General features: G+C 46.2%; 11 protein-coding genes. 2 read left to right on the top strand and 9 right to left on the bottom strand.

Going from position 1 to position 16,351, the window contains the following annotated elements; genetic code table 11:
• Positions 1 to 28: 28 nt before the first annotated feature.
• The 5 genes from greA to EMM73_RS17955 all read right to left on the bottom strand — a co-directional run bounded on the left by greA (position 29) and on the right by EMM73_RS17955 (position 7,126).
• Positions 29 to 505, bottom strand: a complete 477-nt coding sequence (greA, locus tag EMM73_RS17975; RefSeq protein ID WP_127688185.1) for a transcription elongation factor GreA — start codon at positions 503 to 505, stop codon at positions 29 to 31.
• Entirely contained in the window at positions 502 to 3,723 is a 3,222-nt protein-coding gene (carB, locus tag EMM73_RS17970) for a carbamoyl-phosphate synthase large subunit (protein WP_127688184.1), read from the bottom strand. The genes greA and carB overlap by 4 nt, the downstream gene beginning before the upstream one ends.
• 27 nt (positions 3,724 to 3,750) lie before the next feature.
• Positions 3,751 to 4,881 carry a glutamine-hydrolyzing carbamoyl-phosphate synthase small subunit gene (carA, locus tag EMM73_RS17965; RefSeq protein WP_127688183.1) on the bottom strand — a complete coding sequence of 377 codons (1,131 nt, stop codon included), beginning with the start codon at positions 4,879 to 4,881 and terminating at the stop codon, positions 3,751 to 3,753.
• 196 nt (positions 4,882 to 5,077) lie between these two features.
• Entirely contained in the window at positions 5,078 to 5,887 is an 810-nt protein-coding gene (gene dapB / locus EMM73_RS17960; protein ID WP_127688182.1) for a 4-hydroxy-tetrahydrodipicolinate reductase, read from the bottom strand.
• A gap of 84 nt (positions 5,888 to 5,971) precedes the next feature.
• Positions 5,972 to 7,126: an iron-containing alcohol dehydrogenase gene (locus EMM73_RS17955; RefSeq protein ID WP_127688181.1), complete on the bottom strand. Its 1,155-nt coding sequence runs from the start codon at positions 7,124 to 7,126 to the stop codon at positions 5,972 to 5,974.
• 284 nt (positions 7,127 to 7,410) lie between these two features.
• Between EMM73_RS17955 and EMM73_RS17950 the strand changes: the two genes are divergently transcribed.
• Entirely contained in the window at positions 7,411 to 8,730 is a 1,320-nt protein-coding gene (locus EMM73_RS17950) for a Na+/H+ antiporter NhaC family protein (protein ID WP_127688180.1), read from the top strand.
• A 258-nt stretch (positions 8,731 to 8,988) separates the two neighbouring features.
• Here EMM73_RS17950 and EMM73_RS17945 read toward each other — a convergent pair whose 3' ends face one another.
• From EMM73_RS17945 to dnaK, 3 genes are all read right to left on the bottom strand, one after another.
• Entirely contained in the window at positions 8,989 to 9,795 is an 807-nt protein-coding gene (locus EMM73_RS17945) for a M48 family metallopeptidase (RefSeq protein ID WP_127688179.1), read from the bottom strand.
• A 138-nt stretch (positions 9,796 to 9,933) separates the two neighbouring features.
• Positions 9,934 to 11,064 (bottom strand): molecular chaperone DnaJ, encoded by a 1,131-nt coding sequence (dnaJ, locus tag EMM73_RS17940; protein WP_127688178.1) that lies wholly within the window; start codon positions 11,062 to 11,064, stop codon positions 9,934 to 9,936.
• A gap of 100 nt (positions 11,065 to 11,164) precedes the next feature.
• A complete protein-coding gene (gene dnaK / locus EMM73_RS17935) occupies positions 11,165 to 13,072 on the bottom strand; it encodes a molecular chaperone DnaK (protein WP_127688177.1) in 1,908 nt (635 codons plus the stop codon).
• 256 nt (positions 13,073 to 13,328) lie between these two features.
• Here dnaK and luxS point away from each other — a divergent pair, with 256 nt between their 5' ends.
• Complete coding sequence (luxS, locus tag EMM73_RS17930) at positions 13,329 to 13,835, top strand: S-ribosylhomocysteine lyase (RefSeq protein ID WP_127688176.1); 507 nt, start codon at positions 13,329 to 13,331, stop codon at positions 13,833 to 13,835.
• 63 nt (positions 13,836 to 13,898) lie between these two features.
• Here luxS and EMM73_RS17925 read toward each other — a convergent pair whose 3' ends face one another.
• The gene (locus EMM73_RS17925; protein WP_127688175.1) at positions 13,899 to 15,938 is read right to left on the bottom strand and encodes a methyl-accepting chemotaxis protein; all 2,040 of its coding nucleotides are present in this window, start codon (positions 15,936 to 15,938) and stop codon (positions 13,899 to 13,901) included.
• Positions 15,939 to 16,351: the final 413 nt, after the last annotated feature.

The raw sequence follows: 16,351 nt of genomic DNA, 5'->3' as shown, positions 1-16,351 counted from the left end.
CTAAAGCCGCCTTCTTCATTAGCGCAGTTTACACATACTGCACCTGGGTGATCTCAAACTCCACCATACCAGCGGGGGTATTGATGGTGACTACATCTTCTTCTGATTTACCAATTAAACCACGGGCTATCGGAGAATTCACCGAAATCCTGAAGTTTTTAATATCAGCTTCATCGTCACCGACGATACGGTAAGTGACTTCTTCTTCCGTATCCAGATTCAGAATAGTCACAGTAGCACCAAAAATTACTTTGCCGTTATTAGGCAGCTTTGTGATATCGATGATCTGTGCGTTAGATAACTTAGCCTCAATATCCTGAATACGACCTTCACAAAAACCCTGCTGTTCGCGAGCAGCATGATATTCCGCATTCTCTTTTAAATCACCATGGGCACGCGCTTCAGCAATAGCTGTAACGATAGCCGGACGTTTCACGGTTTTCAGCTCGTGCAATTCATCCCGCAAACGCTGAGCCCCTTCAACAGTCATAGGGATCTGACTCATCCGTATACTCTCTTATGTAGTTCCTGCACTGATGCAACTGTAGCAAATGCATTGGCTGCATTGGCTTTACAGGTTGCAAAAGCTGCATTTAAAGTTGTGGTGTAGTTGGCTTTATGTTGCAGCGCGCCACGTCTTAACACCTTAGAGTCTTCAATAGCCTGACGACCTTCAGTGGTGTTAACGATATAGCTGTATTCGCCATTTTTGATTCGGTCCAGAATATGCGGGCGGCCTTCAAATACTTTACTGACAGTCCGGCATTCAATGCCTGCTGCAATTAAAGCTTTAGCTGTACCGCCAGTCGCATCCAGCTCGAAACCCAGCTCAACCATAGTTCTGGCTAATTCAACAACGCGCACTTTATCGCTGTCACGCACTGAAAGTAAAGCACGACCACCTGTAGGGATCACTGTGCCTGCACCTAACTCTGCTTTAGCAAAAGCTTCAGCGAAGGTATCACCCACCCCCATCACTTCGCCTGTTGAACGCATTTCAGGGCCGAGGATAGGATCTACACCAGGGAATTTGTTAAAGGGAATTACCACTTCTTTTACAGAGAAATAAGGCGGAATGATTTCTTTGGTAATACCCTGGGATGCTAAAGACTGACCAGCCATACAGCGGGCACCGACTTTAGCAACAGCCATACCTGTAGCTTTTGAGACAAAAGGCACAGTACGGGCAGCACGAGGATTCACTTCAATCAGATAAATTTCGTTATCTTTCACAGCAAACTGAGTGTTCATTAAACCGACCACACCCAGCTCCAGCGCCAGTTTTTTCACCTGCTCGCGCATTCTGTCCTGTACATCAACAGATAAGCTATGTGGTGGCAAAGAACAAGCAGAGTCACCTGAGTGCACGCCAGCTTGTTCAATGTGTTCCATAATGCCGCCAATGATGACTTCTTTACCGTCACAAATGGCGTCTATATCCACTTCAATGGCGTCATCCAGGAAACGGTCCAACAGCACCGGAGAATCGTTCGACACGCTGACCGCTTCAGTCATATAACGACGTAAGTCGATATCGTCATAGACGATTTCCATAGCGCGGCCACCTAATACATAAGACGGACGCACTACCATTGGATAGCCAATGCTTGGGGCTTTAGCAATGGCTTCTTCCAGGCTTGTCACTGTAGCATTTTGCGGTTGTTTTAAACCTAAACGTTCTACCGCCTGCTGGAAACGCTCACGGTCTTCAGCACGGTCAATCGCATCTGGTGAGGTACCAATAATTGGCACTCCGTTCGCTTCTAATGCACGGGCTAATTTTAATGGTGTCTGGCCGCCGTACTGAACAATAACGCCTTTAGGCTGTTCTTTACGGACTATTTCCAGTACGTCTTCCAGCGTAATAGATTCGAAGTACAGACGGTCTGAAGTGTCGTAGTCAGTTGATACAGTCTCAGGGTTACAGTTGACCATAATGGTCTCGTAACCGTCTTCACGTAAGGCTAGAGCAGCGTGCACACAGCAGTAGTCAAACTCAATACCCTGACCTATGCGGTTTGGACCGCCACCGATAATCATGATCTTGTCACGATTGGTTGGTGCAGCTTCACATTCTTCGTCGTATGTGCTGTACATATAAGCAGTGTTTGAAGAAAACTCTGCCGCACAGGTATCCACACGTTTGTACACAGGGTGCAAGCCAAAGCTGTGACGCTTTTTACGCACTTCGCTTTCCGCTACACCTAATAAATCGGCCAGACGTTTGTCAGCAAAACCTTTACGTTTTAATACTTTTAAGCGGCTTTCATCTAAACCGGCAAAACCAGCGGCCTGCACTGCTGCTTCTTCTTTCAGTAAATCTTCAATCTGAACCAGGAACCAGTGATCGATTTTGGTCAGCGCATAGATTTCATCCATGCTCATGCCCATACGGAAGGCATCGGCAATGTACCAAATGCGGTGTGAACCAGGTTCACGCAGTTCACGAATGATTTTTTCTTTTGCTTCAGGTGCATGGATATCAATAATTGGGTCTAAACCACAGACACCAATTTCCAGACCACGTAAAGCTTTTTGCAGCGATTCTTGCTGGTTACGGCCAATGGCCATCACTTCACCGACAGACTTCATCTGAGTGGTTAAGCGGTCATTGGCACCAGCAAATTTTTCAAAGTTAAAACGTGGAACTTTGGTCACTACGTAGTCGATGCTTGGCTCAAACGAAGCCGGTGTTTTACCACCAGTAATATCGTTTGCCAGTTCGTCCAGCGTATAACCACAAGCCAGCTTAGCCGCCACTTTCGCAATAGGGAAACCTGTTGCTTTAGAGGCTAAAGCTGAAGAGCGTGATACACGTGGGTTCATCTCGATGATCACCATACGGCCATCTTCTGGATTGATACCAAACTGTACGTTTGAACCACCGGTTTCCACACCAATTTCACGCAGTACCGCCAAGGAGGCGTTACGCATGATTTGGTATTCTTTATCCGTTAAGGTCTGAGCTGGCGCTACAGTAATAGAATCACCTGTATGCACACCCATAGGGTCGAAGTTTTCGATAGAACAGACGATGATGCAGTTGTCGTTTTTATCACGAACCACTTCCATCTCGTATTCTTTCCAGCCGATTAGCGATTCATCAATCAACAACTCTTTAGTCGGCGATAAATCCAGACCACGGGTACAGATTTCTTCAAATTCTTCGCGATTGTAAGCAATACCACCACCTGAACCACCCATAGTGAAAGATGGACGGATGATGCAAGGGAAACCAATAGTTTCCAGTACGCCGTAAGCTTCTTCCATAGAGTGGGCAAAACCTGCTCGTGGGCAAGACAGACCAATAGAACGCATGGCTTTATCGAAACGGCCACGGTCTTCGGCTTTGTCGATGGCATCAGCAGTAGCGCCAATCATTTCGACATTGTATTTTGCCAGCACCCCGTGACGCTCTAAATCCAGCGCACAGTTTAATGCGGTCTGACCGCCCATGGTTGGTAGCACTGCACATGGACGTTCTTTTTCAATGATTTTCTCCACCACTTGCCAGTGAATAGGCTCGATGTAGGTCGCATCGGCCATTTCAGGATCTGTCATGATAGTGGCAGGGTTAGAGTTCACCAGAATGACGCGGTAACCCTCTTCTTTTAATGCTTTACAGGCTTGAGCACCTGAATAATCGAACTCACAGGCCTGACCAATCACAATAGGACCGGCGCCGAGGATAAGAATACTTTTAAGATCGGTACGTTTTGGCATAGCTATTCTCTGTCTCTCTTATCTCAATTAAGCCTGACGCTGTTGCATCAATTCGATAAAGTGGTCAAACAATTCACTGGCTTCGTGTGGACCAGGGCTGGCTTCAGGGTGGCCCTGGAAGCTGAAGGCTGGTTTGTCGGTGCGATGAATGCCCTGCAAAGTACCATCAAATAACGACTTGTGAGTCGCACGTAAATTGGCAGGTAAGGTGGCTTCTTCGACGGCAAAACCGTGGTTCTGTGCTGTGATTAACACCTTGTTTGTATCCAGATTTTTCACTGGATGGTTACCACCATGGTGACCCACTGTCATTTTGATCGTCTTAGCGCCGCTGGCTAACGCCAATAACTGGTGACCTAAACAAATACCAAACACAGGAATATCAGTGGTCAGGAAAGTTTCGATGGCTTGAATAGCGTAATCGCAAGGAGCCGGATCGCCAGGACCATTGGATAAAAATATACCGTCAGGGTTCAGTGCTAATACCTGCTCGGCCGGTGTTTGAGCCGGAACTACAGTTAAACGACAACCGCGGTCAACCAACATACGTAAAATATTACGTTTCACACCAAAATCGTAGGCAACGACATGAAAGGCTGAATTATCTGGTTTAGCAAACCCCTTGCCTAAAGCCCAGCTACCTTCAGTCCATTGATAGGACTCTTTTACTGAAACTTCTTTAGCTAAATCCATGCCGGATAAACCTGGGAAAGCCCGAGCCAGCTCTAAAGCTTTGTTTTCATCTAAGTTGTCACCCGCCATTAAGCAGCCGTTTTGTGCGCCTTTATCACGCAGAATACGGGTCAGCTTACGGGTATCGATGTCGGCTATGCCTAAAATATTACGGGAGCTAAGATAGTGACTAAGAGAGGCTTGATTACGGAAATTGCTGGCTAACAAAGGAAGGTCACGGATAATCAGGCCTTTGGCCCAAATTTTATCGGATTCCTCATCTTCATCGTTAGTGCCGGTATTTCCAATATGAGGATATGTCAGAGTGACGATTTGTTCAGCATAGGAAGGATCCGTGAGGATTTCCTGATACCCGGTCATCGAGGTATTAAATACCACCTCTCCAACAGAAATACCTTCAGCGCCAATGGCTGTACCGCGAAATACGGTGCCGTCTTCCAGTACGAGCAGGGCGGACTTAGTCAAAATAACCTCCAAACAGCAGAAAACGGGGGAAAAACATTGTTGTTCACCACCCGTTTTGACCCAGAATTTTTGAATCCATGTTTGCTTAGGCAAACCTTGCTATTCTAGGCGATTTCGGCTGTTTGGTCTAACTCTTTTTTGAAATTTTATAAAAATGACGCTTTGATCGCAATTTTATAACATATTGCTCAAAAACTTAAGCTAAGTCGGCCAAACCCAGCACTTGTTGCATAGAATAAAGTCCTGGCTGTTTATTTTGCAACCAAATCGCTGCACGCCACGCTCCTTGAGCAAAGGTACTGCGACTGGAAGCTTTATGGGTAATTTCCAGTCGTTCTCCAAGGTCCGCAAAAAGAGCTGTGTGATCGCCTATAATGTCTCCGCCCCTGACTGTGGCAAAACCTATAGTCTTTTTATCGCGCTCTCCCGTTATACCTTCACGGCCATACACAGCGACATCGGCCAGATTACGATCCAAAGCTTTGGCGATCTGGTGACCTATCGCCATAGCTGTGCCAGAAGGTGCGTCTTTTTTAAATCTGTGGTGGGCTTCGATAATTTCTATATCAGCCGTCTGGCCCATCACCTTAGCTGCAGTTTGAACCAGATGCAGTAGTAAGTTCACACCCACACTCATATTCGGCGCCCAGACGATAGGAATATATTTCGCCGCCTGTTGCACTGCAGCATATTGCGCATCAGTTAAACCCGTCACACCAATGACCAAGGCTTTTTTTGCCTGCACCGCCAGTTCCAGATGCTGTAGCATGGCTTCGGGCATAGTGAAATCAATCCAGATGTCGGCTGAATCTAAAGCAGCTATAGAAGTTTCAGTAAAAGGCAGATTCAATTTGCCACAACCGGCCAGTTCACCTGCATCCATACCTGTTAAAGCTGAACCTGCACGCACAGTAGCAGCAGTAATGGGCAATTGCTGTTCTTTAGCGACACTGACTAAAGCTCTGCCCATACGGCCATTGGCACCTAAAATACCTACTGTACTCATCTGTTATTCCTGTGTGGCTAGTTTGATACGGGCGCTATTAAACGGCAGTCTGGATGGATATGCAACCCCAAACTGCCCGCTCTGTTAAACCGCTGCGGTAAAAATGGCGCGGCTGGCACTGTAATCGATATCGCCATGCTCACCGAGCTTATCCATGCCCTGGTCCATCACTTTGGTCATTAGCTCGTCTACAGAAGAAGCAGGCAAGCCATAAGCTGTTAAACGAGTTGGAACGCCCATTTGCTCAAAGAATGCGCGAGTATGACTAATGACTTCATCAATCTGACGCTCAGGATCCTGCTGCTGCAAGCCCCAGACTCTGCTGGCATACTGCAATAACTTCTCACGCTTAGTTGCGCGTTGTTGCTGCATTAAAGCTGGCAGCACTATGGCCAGCGTTTGAGCATGGTCCAATCCATATAAAGCTGTTAATTGGTGACCTAAGCCGTGTGTGGCCCAATCTTGTGGTACACCTACACCAATCAGGCCATTGAGCGCCATAGTGGCCGCCCACATTACATTGGCTCTGATATCGTAGTTTTCTGGTTCGTTTAAGGCTTTGGGTCCTTCTTCAATCAACACCTGTAATAAGGATTCAGCAAATCTGTCCTGCACTGCAGCGTTGACCGGGTAGGTCAGGTACTGCTCCATTACATGGACAAAAGCGTCGACTACACCGTTAGAAATTTGTTTAGCTGGCAAGCTGTAAGTAACTTTTGGGTCAAGAACCGCAAACAGCGGATAAACCGAAGGATGTGAAAAGGCCAGCTTTTGCTGAGTGCTCTGACGGGTAATAACAGCGTTCGCATTACTTTCAGTGCCAGTTGCTGGCAAAGTCAGCACACAACCTAAAGGCAATGCAGCTTTAATACGTACCTTATTTTCTAAAATTGCCCAGCCGTCCTGCTCCAACAGTGCAGCTGCTGCTATGTATTTACTGCCATCTACTACTGACCCGCCTCCTACAGCCAGAATAAAATCAATTTTTTCTGCTTTTACCAAAGCCACAGCCTTACTTAAAGTTTCATAACTAGGATTAGGTTCTATACCCGAGAACTCAACGTAGCTATGGCCTTTTAAAGCATCAATAACTTGTTGATACACGCCGTTTTGTTTAATGGAGCCGCCGCCATAAGTCAGCAGTACTTTACTGCCTGCTGGGATCAACTTTCCCAGTTGGCTAATTTGACCATCGCCAAACACAATACGGGTCGGGTTCTGGTAAGAAAAATTAAACATAAAAGCTCCAGTGTATAAAACTTAATTGAGTTGTTTATATGGGCCTGAACCACTTTAAGTTCAAGCTGCTTTTGGCTTTTTCTTCTGCCGTAGGCAAAATGTCTGAATTCAGTTAGGCTGATTTTAAGCCTTTGAAGCTTCTCGTTTGTTATGAAACTTGTGATCTGAAGCAATCATTTTTATTAATTTGGCTATAGCTTAGTCAGCTTTAATATTTGACAGGACTTCTGGACGTCTCTATATTCCAGAAAATTTTAAAACCTTACAGGTTTAGAGGAAAACTCATGACGTTATCGCAAAAACAGCAAGCTCGTTTATCTTTGCTGCCGTTGCTGCTCTTTGTTGCGCTGTTTCTTGGCACAGGGTTATACCTGCAGTCGCAGGGCGTTGACTACGCTTTCTATCAGCTGCCAGGGCCTGTGGCAATTATCCCTGCTTTGGTATTGGCAATTTGGCTATATAAAGCGCCACTCAATGAATCTATTGAGGTATTGGTAAAAGGCGCAGGCAACAGCAATATCATTACCATGTGTTTTATTTTTTTGCTGGCTGGTGCTTTCGCTACTGTAGCTCAGGCGACAGGTGGTGTAGACGCAGTGGTTAATGCAGGTTTGACGATTGTGCCTGCACAATTTTTATTGCCGGGCTTATTTGTTATTTCAGCCTTAATCGCAACAGCCATGGGTACTTCGATGGGAACAATAGGTGCTTTGGCTCCTATTGCGGTAGGTTTAAGTAGCCAGGCACAGCTGGATCCGGCTTTAGTAGCAGGCGTGCTGCTAAGTGGTGCGATTTTTGGCGATAACCTGTCGATTATTTCTGACACCACCATAGCATCTACCCGCACTCAGGGTGCGGAGATGAAAGATAAATTCAGAGAAAACCTGAAAATAGCTTTGCCTGCTGCACTGGTGACTTTAGCTTTGTTTGCTTTTTTAGCGCAAAGCCAGACCGAAGTGGCAGTCAAAGAGTTTAGCTGGACAGGTGTATTACCCTATGCGGCCATTCTGGTGCTGGCCGTGGCCGGTATGAATGTGTTCGTAGTACTGCTGCTGGGAATAGTGTTAGCAGCTTTACAAGGCGCTTTAGTTACCGACTATCAATTGGCCAATCTGGGCAAAGATATTTACAAAGGTTTTGGCTCTATGCAGGAAATTTTCCTGTTGTCGATGCTGGTCGGCGCTTTGGGTGAGTTTGTCAAGCAACAAGGTGGTTTGCAGTATTTATCCAGCCATGTCACAGCTTTGGCTTTAAAGCTGAAACAGGCTGGTAATAAAGCACAGCAACTGGCGATTGGCGCTTTGGCTTTTGTCAGTAACTTGTGTATTGCCAATAACACTGTAGCCATAGTCGTAGTGGGTGAAGTCAGTAAAGATATAGCTGTGCATCACAAAATCACGCCTAAACGCAGTGCCAGTTTATTGGATGTGTTTGCCTGTATTGCACAAGGCTTAGTGCCTTATGGCGCTCAGGCGCTGTTATTGGGTGCTAGTTTTGGCATATCGCCATGGGATGTGGTAACGAACAGCTACTACTGCCTAATACTCGCAGTTTTTGCCATAGCAAGAATTATGCTGGAAAAAAGCGTCAGGAGCGATTTTTAACGTCGGAGCGCAGCGACGATGACCTGGACAGGCATTTTGCAGGACAGCAAAATGTAAAAAATCGATCGGAGCGATTTTTAACATCGGAGCGCAGCGACGATGGCCTGGACAGGCATTTTGCAGGACAGCAAAATGTAAAAAATCGATCGGAGCGATTTTTAACATCGGAGCGCAGCGACGATGGCCTGGACAGGCATTTTGCAGGACAGCAAAATGTAATAACCAGGCCAGCCTTAAGTTGGCCTGGTTATTTGAATGTTAAGCTTTATTACAATTAGGCAAAGCGCCCTGACTTCGGCGCTGCTGATAATAACTTTCAGCTACCGCCATATGTTTGTTCAGCTCTTTAATTCTGTTATCCGGCACCGGGTGGCTGGATAACAGCTGTGGAGTGGAACCACTGCCTTTAGCCGCCATGTTCTGCCATAACTTAACAGCTTCCGTGGGTACAAAACCTGACTTAGCCATCAGCTCCAGCCCCATAATATCGGCTTCTGTTTCATGAGCTCTGCTAAACGGCAGAGCTATACCCACCTGAGCGCCTAAACCAAAAGCGGTGCGCATTTGTTGCTGATAAGGCGAACCTGCCACCGTCATGGCGCTGTCAGCAACTGTAAGGGCAGTAGAAATAAACTGATCACTGGATAAACGCTCGTTGCTATGTCCTGCCATGACATGGGCAATTTCATGGCCTATCACAGCAGCAAGTTGTGACTGGTTATCAGCCACTAACAACAGTCCGGTATACACGCCCATTTTGCCGCCTGGTAAAGCAAAGGCGTTCACCTGATCATCTTCAAATACCACTATTTCCCAGGGCGTTTTTTGCCATTTGGCATCGGTGTGTTTGAGCAGGTTATTTGCCACACACTGTACATACTGATTCACTTTTTTATTTTTACTGTTCGGAGTTTCTGCCTTCATCCCTTCAAAAGTCTGAATACCCATAGCGCTGAGCTTTTGATCATCAAATAACATCAGTTGGCGGCGACCAGTAGGTGAATGAGCGCAGCTTGCAAGCAGCACTGTGGCAATTAACATAGGGAGAACTAACTTAGTACGCATCAACTGATCCTTCTTTTCGTACTGAAAACAGCAGCTAATAGAACTATCAAAACTCAAATAAGTTCATTCATTCTGCTGTATCTGAAAAAAGAAAACCACCAGTAGGTGGTTTTCTTTCAGCTCATATAGGCAAATAGCCTAGCCGGTTAAATCATCAAAAAACTTCTTCACACCATCAAAAAAGCCTTTAGACTTAGGTCTGTGTTTCGCTTCACTGTCGCCCCCCCAGCTTTCGTCCAACTGGCGCAATAAGTCTTTTTGCTTATCGCTTAAGTTGACAGGAGTTTCCACCACTACTTTGCAAACTAAATCGCCGACACCGCCACCACGAACCGACTGTACACCCTTACCACGCAGACGGAACATCTTTTCAGTTTGAGTTTCAGCCGGGATCTTCAGTTTGACCCGACCATCTAAAGTCGGCACATCAATTTCACCGCCCAAAGCTGCAGTACTGAAGCTAATAGGCACGTCGCAATACAGGTTGTTGCCGTCACGCACAAAGATAGGGTGATCTTTGACATGAACCTGAACATACAAATCACCAGCCGGCGCGCCAAACTGGCCTGCTTCACCTTCACCAGCTAAACGGATACGGTCACCTGTATCAACGCCTGCAGGAATTTTCACCGACAGTGTTTTGGTTTTTTCTACGCGACCATCGCCATGACATTTAGTACATGGATCCGGGATAATTTTACCGCGGCCACTACAGGTAGGACAGGTTTGCTGCACAGCAAAAAAGCCCTGACGCATAGTCACCTGGCCAGCACCATGACAGGTTGGACAGTTCTTGGCTTGAGTGCCTTTTTTCGCGCCTGAACCATCACAGACATCACAGGACACCCAGGTTGGCACTTTAATTTCGACCGACTTACCCCGTACCGCGTCCTCGAGATTTAACTCCAGGTTGTAACGTAAGTCAGAACCACGTTGAGCACGGGATTGTCCGCCGCCACGCCGGCCACCACCAAAGATATCACCAAACACATCACCGAAGATGTCGTTAAAGTCGGCACCACCACCACCGCCACCACGGTTTGGATCCACACCAGCGTGACCATAGTTATCATACGCAGCGCGCTTCTGGTCATCCGACAGGATCTCATAGGCTTCTTGCACTTCTTTAAACTTCTCTTCCATGGCCTTATCACCCTGAGTACGATCCGGGTGATATTTCATGGCGAGCCGTTTATAGGCCTTTTTGATTTCTTTATCGTCAGCGCCTTTTTCGACGCCAAGCACTTCGTAATAATCACGCTTCGACATAACAACTCATCTTAATAGAGGAGCGACCGCACAAGGCGGCCGCTCAAATTAACTCTGGTATGGGGCGCATCTTAAAGACGCGACCCCACAGACACAATGATTATTTGTTGTCTTTTACTTCTTCGAACTCAGCGTCAACGACGTCATCACCAGCAGCATTACGAGCTTGAGGTTCAGCGCCACCTTGTTGCGCTTTCGCCTGAGCTACTTCAGACAGTTTCTGAGATGCCTGGATCAGAGCCTGAGTTTTGGCTTCGATCTCTGCTTTATCGTTTGCTTTGATGGCAGTTTCCAGCGCAGCAACAGCAGCTTCAATTTCTTGCTTGTCGTTAGTGGCTAAATCGTTACCTGCTTCTTCAATTTGCTTACGCGTTGCATGCACTAAAGCATCAGCCTGGTTACGGGTTTGTACTAACTCTTCAAACTTTTTGTCTTCTTCCGCATTCAGTTCAGCGTCACGCACCATACGTTCCACTTCTTCATCTGTTAAGCCTGAAGAAGCTTTGATGGTGATCTTCTGCTCTTTACCTGTGTCTTTATCTTTAGCTGACACATGTAAAATACCGTCGGCGTCTAAATCGAAGGTCACTTCGATTTGTGGCTCGCCACGGCGGCCCGGACGAATACCTTCTAAGTTAAACTGACCCAGTGACTTGTTAGCAGAGGCTTGTTTACGCTCACCTTGCAGCACATGGATAGTTACAGCAGACTGGTTGTCATCCGCTGTGGAGAACGTTTGTGACTTCTTGGTTGGGATAGTGGTGTTCTTCTCAATCAAGGCTGTCATCACGCTACCCATAGTCTCGATACCTAAAGACAATGGAGTTACGTCTAATAACAGAACGTCTGTTACATCACCTGACAATACAGCGCCCTGAATTGCAGCACCTACAGCCACAGCTTCGTCAGGGTTCACGTCTTTACGTGGCTCTTTACCGAAGAAGGCGGTAACAGCTTCCTGAACTTTAGGCATACGAGTCTGACCACCCACCAGGATGATATCGTTGATATCACCTACAGACAGGTCAGCATCTTTTAATGCCTGTTTAAGCGGCTCAATGGTACGCTGAATTAAATCGTCTACCAAAGATTCCAGCTTAGCGCGGGTTACTTTGATGTTTAAGTGCTTAGGACCAGTGGCATCTGCAGTGATATACGGCAGGTTCACTTCAGTCTGAGAAGCAGAAGACAATTCGATCTTGGCTTTTTCGCCCGCTTCTTTTAAACGCTGCATCGCCAGTGGATCGTTACGCAGGTCAATGCCCTGCTCTTTTTTGAACTCGTCGACTAAGTAGTTGATCACACGAGAGTCAAAGTCTTCGCCACCTAAGTGAGTGTCACCGTTGGTTGCTAATACTTCAAACGTCTGTTCGCCATCTACATCGTCGATTTCAATGATAGAGATATCGAAAGTACCACCACCTAAGTCATAGACTGCAACTTTGGTATCGCCTTTTTTCTTATCCATACCATAAGCCAGAGCTGCTGCTGTAGGCTCATTGATGATACGTCTTACTTCTAAACCTGCGATACGGCCGGCATCTTTAGTCGCCTGACGCTGTGCATCGTTGAAATAAGCAGGAACAGTGATTACAGCTTCAGTTACTGGCTCGCCCAGGTAATCTTCAGCAGTTTTCTTCATTTTTTTCAGCACTTCAGCAGAAATCTGTGGTGCAGCTAATTTTTTGCCTTTAACTTCAACCCAAGCGTCACCATTATCAGCCTTAACAATCTGGTAAGGCATGATTTTGATGTCACGCTGAACTTCAGCATCTTCAAAACGACGACCAATCAAACGCTTAATTGCGAACAAAGTATTTTTAGGGTTAGTCACAGCCTGACGTTTGGCTGGCTGGCCAACTAATACTTCGCCGTCTTCGGCATAAGCGATGATGGAAGGAGTGGTTCTGGTACCTTCAGCGTTTTCAAGAACGCGTGGCTGGTCGCCATCTAAAATAGCCACACAGCTGTTTGTTGTACCTAAGTCAATACCAATAATTCTACCCATAACTACTCTCCGCTTATTAATCTGTACAATTAAAATTGTCTTGAATGATTAATGGGGTTTACCCCTATTCGATTCAAGGTTATTTTTTTAAAAAAATTTATCGTTTGTGCGATAAATGAGCGAAAAGGCAGGTTCAGCCACTTTTTAGCGCTGAAACTCTGCTTATAGAACAGAAAAGCATTTAACCCAAAAAGCAATTGCGGCGTATAATCCTGTTCAATTGCTTGCACACAGAGCCTGAACAGAGAGAGAAACCATGCCTTTATTAGACAGCTTTACCGTTGACCACACCATTATGAAAGCACCTGCTGTACGTGTGGCAAAAAAAATGAATACACCCAAAGGTGATGACATCACTGTATTTGATTTACGTTTTTGCGTGCCTAACGAAGAAATACTGTCAGAAAAAGGTATTCATACACTGGAGCATTTATTCGCAGGTTTTATGCGTGATCATTTAAATGGTGATGGCGTAGAAATCATCGACATTTCCCCTATGGGTTGCCGTACAGGTTTTTATATGAGCCTGATTGGTACACCAGACGAGCAGCGTGTAGCCGCAGCATGGCAAGCAGCTATGGCCGATGTACTGACAGTACAAAACCAGTCTGAAATCCCCGAGTTGAATATTTATCAATGTGGTACAGCTCAGATGCATTCTCTGGAAGAAGCCAAAGAAATAGCACAGAACATCATCAGCCGTGGTGTAGGCGTGAATTTAAATGACGAGTTAAAACTTTCTGCTGAGTTTTTAAAGCAATAAGGCATTGATTGTAACAATGATAAAGGCCACAGCTACTGAGCGCTGTGGCCTTTTTGTTTTCGTTTAGTGTAGTTTAAACTGACCGGTGATAGTTTTCAGTTGCTGTGCAGCCTGATTCAACAAATTAGACTCTGTATTCAACTCAGTGGTATGAGACGCCGTGCTATCTATCAATTGCGTAATGTGATGAATATTTAAATTAATATCCTCTGCCACAACTCCTTGTTGCTGCGTTGCAACTGCAATAGCTGCACTTTGTTGCTGTACTACTTCAATGGCCTGTCCTATAGCAACCAATGCGCTTTGCATCGATGTTGCGCGTTCAGAGCTTAACTGAGTTTGCTCGCGCCCTTGTTGCATTTTCGTTTCAGCATCTTTAGCAATAGCCTGCAGCTTTTCTACCATAGTGCGGATATGACCGGTGCTTTCACTGGTTCTACCAGCCAGAGAACGAACTTCATCAGCAACCACTGCAAAACCACGACCTTGCTCACCAGCCCTTGCTGCTTCAATAGCTGCATTAAGCGCCAGTAAATTGGTTTGATCCGCTATAGCCTTAATTACATCAACAACGGCACCGATATTTTCAGATTCTTTCGCTAACCCAATCACCACTTCAACAGCTTCGGTCATAGTACCAGCCAAGATCCCCATATCCTTCACTGCAGCCTGAGATAACTCGGCTCCTTCAACACCTCGTTGCTGAGCTTGTGATGCAGCTGAACTGGTTTGCTGCGCGTTGTGACTGATTTCCTGTACTGTGGCCGACATTTCAGTCACTGCGGCAGAAACGGCGTCTATTTGTAGTTTGTTACTCTGAATTTCAGAGTCCGTCTGACCTGCCACTTTACTTAATTTTTGGCTGGATTGATGCACCAAAGCGGACTGCTCTGAGGTACGTTGCAAGGAGTGTCTTAACTTACTGATAAAGGTATTAAAATGTTGGGCCAGAACCGCAACTTCATCTGAACTTTGAATAGCCAGAGTGCGGGTTAAATCACCTTCACCGCTGGCGATGTCTTTCATAGCCTCGGTTAAATCTGATAGAGGCCGAATAATACGTTGTGTGGTCAGTACAACAACCAGCGTAATAACAGCCAGCATCAGCAAGGTTGCAAATAATGCCCAACCAGTGGCTTTTTGCACAGGAGCTTCAATCAGCTCTGCCGGAATTAATAAGCCGACCAACCAGTTCATTTTTGGAAACTCCAGACTGACAGGCTGATACGACACATAATAACTTTTGCCTGACAAACTGACTTTGGCAAACCCAGACTTTTGATCTTTGGCCGCCTGTGCCAAAGCGCTAAAACCCTCTGTAGCGGCGATATTTTTATCTAACAGGTCCAGCGGATCATTGGCTTTAATTTCAAGACCTGCCGCTTTAGAGAAATGAACCACCTGGCCCACGCTATCAAGCAAAAATGGTAAACCTTCGCCCTGATAACGGATGCGTTCTACTTGTTCGCCAAGCTTATCCAAATGCAGATCCAGACCACCTACCCCCAATAAAGTGCCATCAGGTAAATAAACAGGCCCCTCTACCACTGCGGACACAATACCAGTGGTGAAGTCTGCAGAAGGCGAGCCAACAAAAAACTTATTGTGTTCAAGGCTTAACTTGTACCAGGGACGTTGGGTTGCAAAATAACCTTTGCTGATATCCCCTGCATCCGGCCCTTCTTTGTCTACACCTGTTCTGGAATTTTCCCTGAAGTATTCAGCACTGCGATCCAGTGCAAAAAAAGCCGACAATATATTGGGATCACGCTCACTGATCTTAATAAAACTGTTATTGATGTCCTGATAACCAGGCACTGAGTTCAATTCTGCGTTACGGCCAGGATAATTCTGAAACCAGGCCTGAAACTGCGGCGCTTCGAGAAAAGTACGGGCAACCTGAGCGTACTCAGCAAAGAATTTGCCTATATTCACCGACTCAGTAGTCACTAATGAATCAACCTCTGCTTGAACTTGCTGGCGTGTCAGTTGGCTTAAATGGTTCACTGTAAAAAGTGCTGAGAGCACCAAAAGTACGGCGACCGAGCCGCCTACCGCTATTAATAGTTTTTGTTTTATGGATAAATTTTTAATGTAAGACATAACAGCCCCCAAATGAATACAGCATTATAAAAACATAAGGCAGCTGGTTTTACCACTGAATTTACTTTGATGAATAAGTGAAATTAATCAATGATTTAGATGTATCAGATTGGTGCATATCGATGAATTATTTTGGTGCGATTGGATGATTTTGGGGCAGGGGTCCAGTGTTTGTAGGGGCGTCCCTTGTGGGCGCCCGTTTTGAATTTTAAGAGCAGTGAGGTGTTGAATTCGGATGCGGTGAACTACATTAGTGCGGGCGATGAGGCGACAGCAGGCCGTCTTGTCCGGCCGCTCGCAGAGCGCGCGGCGTCAAGGCGGAGTGAAGCCAAACTGTTGGCTTCCCTAAAGCCCGCCTCGACCCTGGCGACCGCCTGTGCAACGCAAATAAAAAACCCCGCTCACTGAGCGGG

This window comes from Rheinheimera sediminis, from assembly GCF_004005375.1.
In the GTDB taxonomy this organism is placed as follows: Bacteria; Pseudomonadota; Gammaproteobacteria; order Enterobacterales; family Alteromonadaceae; genus Pararheinheimera.
The sequence above is the reverse complement of the archived record's forward strand: the minus strand, read 5'-3'. Positions and strand labels throughout refer to the sequence as shown.

Coding starts and splice junctions, on each gene's coding strand:
- greA (WP_127688185.1), bottom strand. CDS start 505: ATGAGTCAGATCCCTATGACTGTTGAAGGGGCTCAGCGTTTGCGGGAT.
- carB (WP_127688184.1), bottom strand. CDS start 3,723: ATGCCAAAACGTACCGATCTTAAAAGTATTCTTATCCTCGGCGCCGGT.
- dapB (WP_127688182.1), bottom strand. CDS start 5,887: ATGAGTACAGTAGGTATTTTAGGTGCCAATGGCCGTATGGGCAGAGCT.
- EMM73_RS17955 (WP_127688181.1), bottom strand. CDS start 7,126: ATGTTTAATTTTTCTTACCAGAACCCGACCCGTATTGTGTTTGGCGAT.
- EMM73_RS17950 (WP_127688180.1), top strand. CDS start 7,411: ATGACGTTATCGCAAAAACAGCAAGCTCGTTTATCTTTGCTGCCGTTG.
- EMM73_RS17945 (WP_127688179.1), bottom strand. CDS start 9,795: ATGCGTACTAAGTTAGTTCTCCCTATGTTAATTGCCACAGTGCTGCTT.
- dnaJ (WP_127688178.1), bottom strand. CDS start 11,064: ATGTCGAAGCGTGATTATTACGAAGTGCTTGGCGTCGAAAAAGGCGCT.
- dnaK (WP_127688177.1), bottom strand. CDS start 13,072: ATGGGTAGAATTATTGGTATTGACTTAGGTACAACAAACAGCTGTGTG.
- luxS (WP_127688176.1), top strand. CDS start 13,329: ATGCCTTTATTAGACAGCTTTACCGTTGACCACACCATTATGAAAGCA.
- EMM73_RS17925 (WP_127688175.1), bottom strand. CDS start 15,938: ATGTCTTACATTAAAAATTTATCCATAAAACAAAAACTATTAATAGCG.